The organism is Halomonas llamarensis (assembly GCF_023555005.1).
GTDB classification, from domain to species: Bacteria; Pseudomonadota; Gammaproteobacteria; order Pseudomonadales; family Halomonadaceae; genus Vreelandella; species Vreelandella llamarensis.
Genome location: NZ_JAMJPJ010000014.1, coordinates 80,040 through 88,661, shown reverse-complemented (window position 1 = coordinate 88,661; position 8,622 = coordinate 80,040). Strand labels below are relative to the sequence as shown.

The window sequence follows — 8,622 nt, the reverse complement described above, 5'->3', positions numbered from 1 at the left end:
CAATGTGATAGCGAGAGGCGCCGATAACGTGGGTTTGTTTCTATCCGCACGCCCCGGGCGGGGCGCGACCGCACTCAATAACGCGCTTTCCGGTTTCCATTGTGTTTCTATCCGCACGCCCCGGGCGGGGCGCGACCTCTCTCGGGGAGCTTCGCAGACGACACGATGAGTTTCTATCCGCACGCCCCGGGCGGGGCGCGACGCTGTGAATGTAGAGCTTGATTAGCGATATATCGCGGTTTCTATCCGCACGCCCCGGGCGGGGCGCGACCCCAAGCGCTTGAGTAACACTGCCAGCCCTGCGGCGGTTTCTATCCGCACGCCCCGGGCGGGGCGCGACTTTTCTAATCCGTACCGCCTCCAAGCTTGAGTTTTTGTTTCTATCCGCACGCCCCGGGCGGGGCGCGACCTGCCGTGAAAGTGCGGCCCTTATCGGTAATGGTGTTTCTATCCGCACGCCCCGGGCGGGGCGCGACACTACAATATTAAGCGCATCAATTAAACCAATAGCGGTTTCTATCCGCACGCCCCGGGCGGGGCGCGACTCGTCGGTAACGTCTGGCTGTTCTCGCGCGTCAAAGTTTCTATCCGCACGCCCCGGGCGGGGCGCGACGTTTGTCATGCGTGCCGCTACGCGTCACCACCATTCGTTTCTATCCGCACGCCCCGGGCGGGGCGCGACTCTTAGGCGCCCTGGGTGCTCTGGCTTTCCGGTTGGTTTCTATCCGCACGCCCCGGGCGGGGCGCGACCAAGCTGACGATCGATGACGTTGAGCATGTGCTGGTTTCTATCCGCACGCCCCGGGCGGGGCGCGACGTATAAACGTGCGCGCAAAACACCAGGCTTAGGCAATGTTTCTATCCGCACGCCCCGGGCGGGGCGCGACCCTTGATTGCAGCCTATGCGCTCCTGGTCATGGCGGTTTCTATCCGCACGCCCCGGGCGGGGCGCGACCATTACCTCTGGAATGGCTACAACGATGCCAAGGCGGTTTCTATCCGCACGCCCCGGGCGGGGCGCGACCCCACGCAGACCCGAAAGCGCCTGCCGTTCAGCGCAAGTTTCTATCCGCACGCCCCGGGCGGGGCGCGACGCTTGGCTTGTGCCTAGTCCTGACGTAGTTAGCGCGGTTTCTATCCGCACGCCCCGGGCGGGGCGCGACCATTGAGCGTTTTACGGTTCAGGTTGCGGGGTAGCTGTTTCTATCCGCACGCCCCGGGCGGGGCGCGACCACGCTGCGTGCCAGCTGACGATCGGCAGGAAGCACGTTTCTATCCGCACGCCCCGGGCGGGGCGCGACCAAGGCGCGGCGAAAGCGCTCCGGGCTTCGGTTTCTGTTTCTATCCGCACGCCCCGGGCGGGGCGCGACTGCGCGGTGACCAGCTTGAACGCGAAATGCTCAAGGTTTCTATCCGCACGCCCCGGGCGGGGCGCGACAACTGAACGTCATACTCAAAAATTATCCCGATGTGGTTTCTATCCGCACGCCCCGGGCGGGGCGCGACTTGGTTAACGTTGGTAAGGCCGCAGGCGTGCGCGGAGTTTCTATCCGCACGCCCCGGGCGGGGCGCGACTCCCGCGCCGCGTGATACAGCGATAGATTGAGGGGCAGTTTCTATCCGCACGCCCCGGGCGGGGCGCGACGTCCAACGCTGGGGCATCGGCAGCCGCGACATTGAAGTTTCTATCCGCACGCCCCGGGCGGGGCGCGACTCGGTAATGGGGTCCGCAGTGGCTTCGGTCCACTGTTTCTATCCGCACGCCCCGGGCGGGGCGCGACCAGGAGGAGCGTCGCCGTAAGGCCGCCGAGCAGGTGGTTTCTATCCGCACGCCCCGGGCGGGGCGCGACCAGTTCAGATAGCGCGCGCTTGTTTAACGCGTGGGGGTTTCTATCCGCACGCCCCGGGCGGGGCGCGACCAGGTTGGCACTACCGTAAGATCGAACCGCCGAAGGTTTCTATCCGCACGCCCCGGGCGGGGCGCGACGTACCTCATCCAATGGTTATGTAGCGATGACCCGTTTCTATCCGCACGCCCCGGGCGGGGCGCGACGCGACTGCAATGACAAATAGCGCCATTTTCAAGAAGTTTCTATCCGCACGCCCCGGGCGGGGCGCGACCCAAACCCGCCCTGGCACCCATCGCAGTAGTTTCATGTTTCTATCCGCACGCCCCGGGCGGGGCGCGACCCAGGCGCGGATGATCACCGCTAGCCGGTCATGCTGTTTCTATCCGCACGCCCCGGGCGGGGCGCGACCTGACTTGACCTTGGCTTCTATCGATAATATCGGCGTTTCTATCCGCACGCCCCGGGCGGGGCGCGACCGACTAGAGTCATTGGCCTAAAACTGGGTAGAACTGTTTCTATCCGCACGCCCCGGGCGGGGCGCGACAACCAAACACATCACCGCTGGCCAGTGCGCTAACGTTTCTATCCGCACGCCCCGGGCGGGGCGCGACGCGATTGGCTTGACGATGAAATTGATGGTCGCCTAGTTTCTATCCGCACGCCCCGGGCGGGGCGCGACTGAAGGCACACGATCTATTGCCCGATTTGGAGTACCGTTTCTATCCGCACGCCCCGGGCGGGGCGCGACCGACAGGAGCGACGAGCTGCACGGCAAAGTTATTCAAGTTTCTATCCGCACGCCCCGGGCGGGGCGCGACGTTATCCACAACACCTTTTAATTTTCCCCTATAAGGGTTTCTATCCGCACGCCCCGGGCGGGGCGCGACGCGGCCCGCCCGGTAACGCCAGCGCCGGGGTAACATGTTTCTATCCGCACGCCCCGGGCGGGGCGCGACATGAGCCTTGCCCGGCCGGTCACCGTCTGGTGTTGGTTTCTATCCGCACGCCCCGGGCGGGGCGCGACCTGGCCAGAGGGGCTAACATTGCATCAGCATATGAGTTTCTATCCGCACGCCCCGGGCGGGGCGCGACATATCTTCCTCTCGGCGCTTAAAGCTGGCACCGGTGTTTCTATCCGCACGCCCCGGGCGGGGCGCGACTTGGCATTACTTACCCCTTGATGCCACCGCAGTCGTTTCTATCCGCACGCCCCGGGCGGGGCGCGACTGTTCTGTTTATAACATCATGAAACATAAAAGCAAAAAGACATGCTTCTGCGAAACACATAGTATTAGACGATTTTTGCTTGGTGCAGAGAAGTGGGCGAAATAATTTGTTAGTAAAATCAAATTATTAAAGAGCTGCGAACCTAGCGGGGTTTGGCGCGACACTTGCAGTTCGCAAGCGAGGGGAAATATTAAAAAACTAAAGGGCCATTCATGTTCAAGGCTGGCTTGGCACCGATGTGTTCGATGCGGCTTTTCCAATTTCGGCCCAGGAAGTAAAAGCGTAAACTGTCCACCTCGTCATCAATCAAGTCGATCAAACGCTGACGGAAAAGCACCCATTGGTCGGGGTCTACTTCAATTTCAAACACGGAAAATTGTACCCGTTGCCCTACATCTCGGCATGCTTTTGCTACTCGCCGCAGCCTGCCTTCACCGCCCTCTGAAGAGGTGCTGACATCGTAACTTACCAGTACCATCATGATATTGTCCTCAGTGTGCTATTTCCAAAGGAAAGGTGGGTAAGTATCTATGTCTCCCCGCAGGTGACGTGCCATTAATTGAGCTTGCAGTATGGGCAGCATGCCTATAGGTGCTTTTTCATCAATAAACATATGCAACAACTCTTCACGCTTTCGCTCCTGATAAGCCGTCAGCACTAGCTTGCGGGCATCATCTGTCATAACGACACCATTACTTTCAGTGATGTTAAAGTCTTTTTCGCGTAACTGACGACGATTGATGAGCGAGAGGGCTAGTCGATCACCCAACAAAGGGCGAAACTCTTCTGCAAGGTCAAGCGCAAGACTTGGGCGGCCTGGGCGATCCCGGTGTAAAAAGCCTACCGCGGGGTCTAAGCCGACGCTTTCTAGTGCTGAACGGCAGTCGTGGGTGAGCAGCGTATACAAAAACGACAATAACGCATTAATGCGGTCTCTCGGCGGGCGGCGATTACGGCCTTTAAACTCAAAGGCATCACCTTCTTGGCGCACTAATAAATTGAAGACGCTGAAATATACTTGGGCGGCTTCGCCTTCTAGGCCCCGTAGTTCATTGGTTGTGGCAGGCTGCAGTAAATTACGTGCGATGCGACTTAGCCGGTCACGAGCAGCTTCCAGGCGCTGACGATCTTGAAGTGGCATCTTGCTGCCATAGTCGCGAATGCCCCGGGCGAGAACAGCGCGCTGGTTATGGACTTTACCAATCAAAAGGCTACTGACTAGGCTCGAACAGGAGGTTTCGTTATCACTGACACGATATTGAGTCCGTCTGAGTAATACATTGCCAGAGACGGGGCCTTCAATACGCGCCAAGAATTTCCCGTTCGGTGACAGGTGGGTGATGGTAACGCCTTGTTCGGCGCAGAATCCCATTAACGGCGGGGATACAAGTACACGTCCAAAGCATACAAGGGACTCCAGCATATGAATGGGAAGCCTGGCGCGCTCTTTCCCTTCTACCTGCATGACAATGTTGGCGCCTTCTTTTTTAAGCCAAGCACCTTCTGTGGTGATATACAGCGAGTTTAATTGTCGTCGCATGGGCGTTACTCATCCAGTGCATCAAGTTGCCGGGTCAGCCATCGGCTTGCGGAGCGCTGTTTGCTAAATACTTGAGGTTGGCAAATATCGACAAGGGAGCAGTGATCACACTTTTTAGCATCGTAAATAGCAGGAGGCGTCTGCTGCTCATCAAAAGTAGCGCGGGTTTGCTCAATAATACGATGAGTTAACGTGCGTAGCGTGTCGTCAAACGCCACCTCTTTGCGCCGTCGTGTTTTGCCATAAAAGAGGGCGCCAGAGTCGATGTGGATATCTAGCATCTCTTCCAGACAGAGCGCCTGAGCGCAAAGCTGCACCTCATCCGCACGGTGCGCTTTGGGTCGCCCGCGTTTGTACTCAATAGGCCGGACAGTCACAGGTGATTGACGTTCATCAAACTCCACAACATCGGCAATACCGCTTAAGCCCAGCTGTTCGCTTGCCAGAGGCAAGGCCATGGAAGTATGCACGCCCCGCCGGCGCTGATGCCCCAACTGGTCAGCGCGTTCGTGTAATAGGCGGCCTTCAGCGGTATAACGGTTTTCTGCCCACTGCTGTTCTACATGAATCAGCGCGCATTGGCGTGGGCAGAACAGCGTATGCTGTAAGGCCGAAAGCGGAATAGGGCGTGCCTCTTCTTCCATGGCGTTTCACCTATAGGTGTTCTTCTACCGTCACACCAGACGGCAATGACTCGCTAGCAATATGAACCTGATAGTCGCTGTAGTGACGTGCCGGTGTATTTTCTGTCCCATCAACACGCTTCACTTGAACACTATCGAAGAGCACATGAGCGGGCGCGTTACCCATGGGGTGATCATGCTTGAAAATAACAAGTTTACGGGTGGACATCTCACCACGTGCGGCAGAGCGGTCGTGTTCAAACATATTGATTAGAGAACGCCAAAGAAGGGCTAAATCGTCTTCTGAAAAACCGGTACGTTCCGCTAGCTTCGCAGAGACGTAGCCATGTACGCGGTATAGGCCATAAGGAATTATGTGCTTGCGGCCCATGGTGCGCTCTTTTTCAAGATCCTTTTCGTTGGTAACCGCCATACGGGTAATGGAGACTTCCATGGGTATGACAGGGTCGATAGAGCTGGCAAAGGCCACCTGGACAGGGCCGCGTACTTGACCGGAATTTACCTCGGTCGTCATGACAGCGCCAAAAGTACGAACATCGAAAAAATTATTGCACATCCATTCAGTTACTTGACGTGCTTTTTCTGCCTCTTTAGGAAGCTTTTTAGATTCAGGTTTGATATCCAGCGCTTCATAGGCTTTTTTATGTTGGTTGTTGAGCACTGACTTTTCTTGCATGTAGATGGCATAGCCAGCATCGTGTTCTTTTTCGAGCGCGACGTAGTTACGAATTTTACGCTTTAGGCAAACATCCGTGATAAGCCCCTGGTTGGTCTCTGGGTCGAGCCGTGGCAGGTTGCCTGCATCAGGGTCGCCGTTGGGGTTGCCGTTAGTAATATCAAATAAAAGGACAAATTCATAACGGTTTGCAATGGCGTTCATTCTGAGTCTCCCTGTTCAGATTGTTCATCGCTATTCGCGTTGTCTTTTTTAGCGAATCGCGCTTGTGATTGATGGTAGTAACCGATGGCAAAACGCCCTTGTTCTTCGATACCCAGGCTGCGCGGGAAGGTATCGCCCAGTCCGCCAATAATTTGGCTGATTTCGTTTTCAATTGTGTATGCAATTCCGCCTTTCTCTTTTTTGCGCATGGATGAAAGGTGGTTCTGCACATTACGCAGCAGCATAGGAAACACACTGGCGGGCGTGGCGGAAGCGGCACCGTAGTAGCGATCCTTAATGGTGGCATTTAACTCTCTACCAAGTGCGCCACGTTGGGCGTTTTCCAATTCGGCAAATAAGCGGCCCATTAAGTAACCTGGATGGGTGGAGCTTTTATCAAGACTCACGGAAACCTCCTGTTTGTTTGAGTTTGAGTGCGTGGCCAAGCGAGCCTCTCTGGCTAACACTGCTTTGCAAAGCGCGACGCGCAAGCCGTTGATATTGCCATCACTGCGAAAACGCATAACAACGTTGGTAAGTAGCGGTCGGGGATAACGCTGTCCGGTGATAATGGCGCGCATCATCTCGCCGGCAAGTTGGGGTAGTACGTCTTCTGATTTTGGCCGTGCGCCATGAATAGGCGCTGTTTGCAAGGTTAGCCACCAAACGCTGGGGGCAATGCCTTTCCATGGTGCAGGTTGAATGTCTAGATCTCGGTAATGTTGGGCATAGTGCTTGGTTAAATGCTCTAAGCTGTCCACCAGCCAAAATCGTACTGATAATCGAGCGGCGTTGGGAGCAAGGCCAAGCACGTAAAATTGCGTTTCGGGTTCGAGTTCTGGTGCAACGTCTTTTAATGGGCGGCCATCAGCTACCTGTGCAAGTAGGGAGCCTAGCTTGCTAGCTTCCTGTTCATCGCTGGGTGGTTGGTTAAGTACCGCAAAAAAACTTTCCGCTGCCTGTGCGGCCTGTGATGTTTGCGCAGTTGCCCAAAACACCAGTGTGGTATCGCCTATTTGCAGACGTTGTTGGTTGTCTGCATCGCCACGCAGTAGATAATTAAGCGCCGTTGTATAGCCAAAAATTGCTGCTGTAGATATAGCCGCGTTTTGATTTTTACGAAAGCCGTAAGATTCATACGCCTCGCTATTAAACGAGACTAACGAGGCACCCGACGATTGTGCGTCTCTAACCCCCTTAATGGCAGGGTGGTCAGTGCCGAGTATGGCGTCTTCACCGGTGATTAAGCACTGCCCATAAATGCCGGTATTTTCTTCGAGGGCAGTGCTCCACATTCGGCGAGCAGTGTCGTTTTCATGTAGGTATTGGAGTTGCCCGTCTAGCCGAAAAATAATATTGCTATCTAACACTTCTTCGCAGTAACCGGGTAGCGAGGATAGCTTTTCAGGGTGCCATTGATCTAAAAACTTCAAAAATGCTTGAAGTGATTCATCGTCACTGTCATGGAAAAGATCGAACTGACGCGCTTTGAAGGCTGCATGTTCATCGCTTAAACGTTTGCCTTCTCCGGCTGTTACCCCTAATGCGTACGCAGTTTTATCCCAAAGTGGGTAAGCATGAATGCCTGATGTGCGCCGTTTATCAACGGGCACTTGGTATGGGCACGCGCGGGGCTTTTTGCCTGACGTGTCACGTAGATCATTGATCTGCTGCGGCACACCATTTTGATCGAATACCAAGGCGAAACTGATTTTTTCTGAACTAAAGCCGGGCTGAGGTACTTTGTTTTCCTTAGAGAGCCGCTGGTAGTAGTCATTGAGGGCGGTCAGTATCATGCGAGGGTCTCCTGGAAGGGAGGCACTTCTATGACACCATCTTGCATATTGGCGCGGAAAAATCGCGATGTCTTGCCGTTGGCAAAGTCAATATCGTGCAGCATATAGCCAAGGTCTTTCTCACCGGTTAATGCGGGGTCAAAAGATGGAAGAGGCTGTTCGGGCTCAATTAGCGCAAAATTCGCCGGGAATTCGCGAGTGCCCATGCAGGGGGTGTGAAAGCATTGGCCTTGGCGGGCGCGGCGATTAAAAATGTCCAGGTGTTTGCCGGGCGTGTCGCTATCATCCGCACGTGGGGTAAATTCAAAGTGCGCCTCAATAACGTAAGCGACATTGCGTAAAATGGTGGCGGCTCGCTGTTGGCGATTCTGGTCAACAAAATAGGCCACACCATCAACGCGCCCCGCTTTCATGGCCTTTGTTACAGAAGCGGCTGAGAGCTTGCCACCGACCTCATTGCGCCGCAGCGACTCAAACTGAATTGGCTTGAGCACATAGATGCGGTCTATACACCAGAGAATGGCGGGTTTCCAGTGGATGGCTTCTAGAATACCGCGTGCCGCCGAGGGTGTGATCACATCATAGGAAACACGCTCTACTTTCATCTCTGGCCGAGTAAAGCAGGCCCTGTCACCCCAGATATGCAGTCGAACTCCGTATGGCATAACGGCTCCCTATCTCGTTT

Annotated in this window: 6 protein-coding genes and 1 CRISPR repeat array; all 6 genes read right to left on the bottom strand. The window is 55.6% G+C overall.

The window, feature by feature from the left end:
* Nucleotides 1–36: 36 nt before the first annotated feature.
* A CRISPR array of direct repeats spans nt 37–3,077; the repeat unit is 33 nt; unit sequence GTTTCTATCCGCACGCCCCGGGCGGGGCGCGAC.
* A 190-nt stretch (nt 3,078–3,267) separates the two neighbouring features.
* The 6 genes from cas2 to cas5c are packed head-to-tail and all read right to left on the bottom strand — an operon-like array spanning nt 3,268 to nt 8,602.
* Nucleotides 3,268–3,558: a CRISPR-associated endonuclease Cas2 gene (gene cas2 / locus M8006_RS10170; protein ID WP_250081812.1), complete on the bottom strand. Its 291-nt coding sequence runs from the start codon at nt 3,556–3,558 to the stop codon at nt 3,268–3,270.
* An 18-nt stretch (nt 3,559–3,576) separates the two neighbouring features.
* A complete protein-coding gene (gene cas1c / locus M8006_RS10165; RefSeq protein ID WP_250081810.1) occupies nt 3,577–4,617 on the bottom strand; it encodes a type I-C CRISPR-associated endonuclease Cas1c in 1,041 nt (346 codons plus the stop codon).
* 5 nt (nt 4,618–4,622) lie between these two features.
* On the bottom strand, nt 4,623–5,261 hold the full coding sequence (gene cas4, locus M8006_RS10160) for a CRISPR-associated protein Cas4 (RefSeq protein ID WP_250081809.1): 639 nt from the start codon (nt 5,259–5,261) through the stop codon (nt 4,623–4,625).
* Between the two features lie 10 nt (nt 5,262–5,271).
* Nucleotides 5,272–6,141, bottom strand: a complete 870-nt coding sequence (gene cas7c, locus M8006_RS10155; protein WP_250081806.1) for a type I-C CRISPR-associated protein Cas7/Csd2 — start codon at nt 6,139–6,141, stop codon at nt 5,272–5,274.
* Nucleotides 6,138–7,937, bottom strand: coding sequence for a type I-C CRISPR-associated protein Cas8c/Csd1 (gene cas8c / locus M8006_RS10150; RefSeq protein WP_250081805.1), 1,800 nt, complete (start codon nt 7,935–7,937; stop codon nt 6,138–6,140). The genes cas7c and cas8c overlap by 4 nt, the downstream gene beginning before the upstream one ends.
* Nucleotides 7,934–8,602: a type I-C CRISPR-associated protein Cas5c gene (gene cas5c, locus M8006_RS10145; RefSeq protein ID WP_250081804.1), complete on the bottom strand. Its 669-nt coding sequence runs from the start codon at nt 8,600–8,602 to the stop codon at nt 7,934–7,936. The genes cas8c and cas5c overlap by 4 nt, the downstream gene beginning before the upstream one ends.
* Nucleotides 8,603–8,622 lie beyond the last annotated feature (20 nt).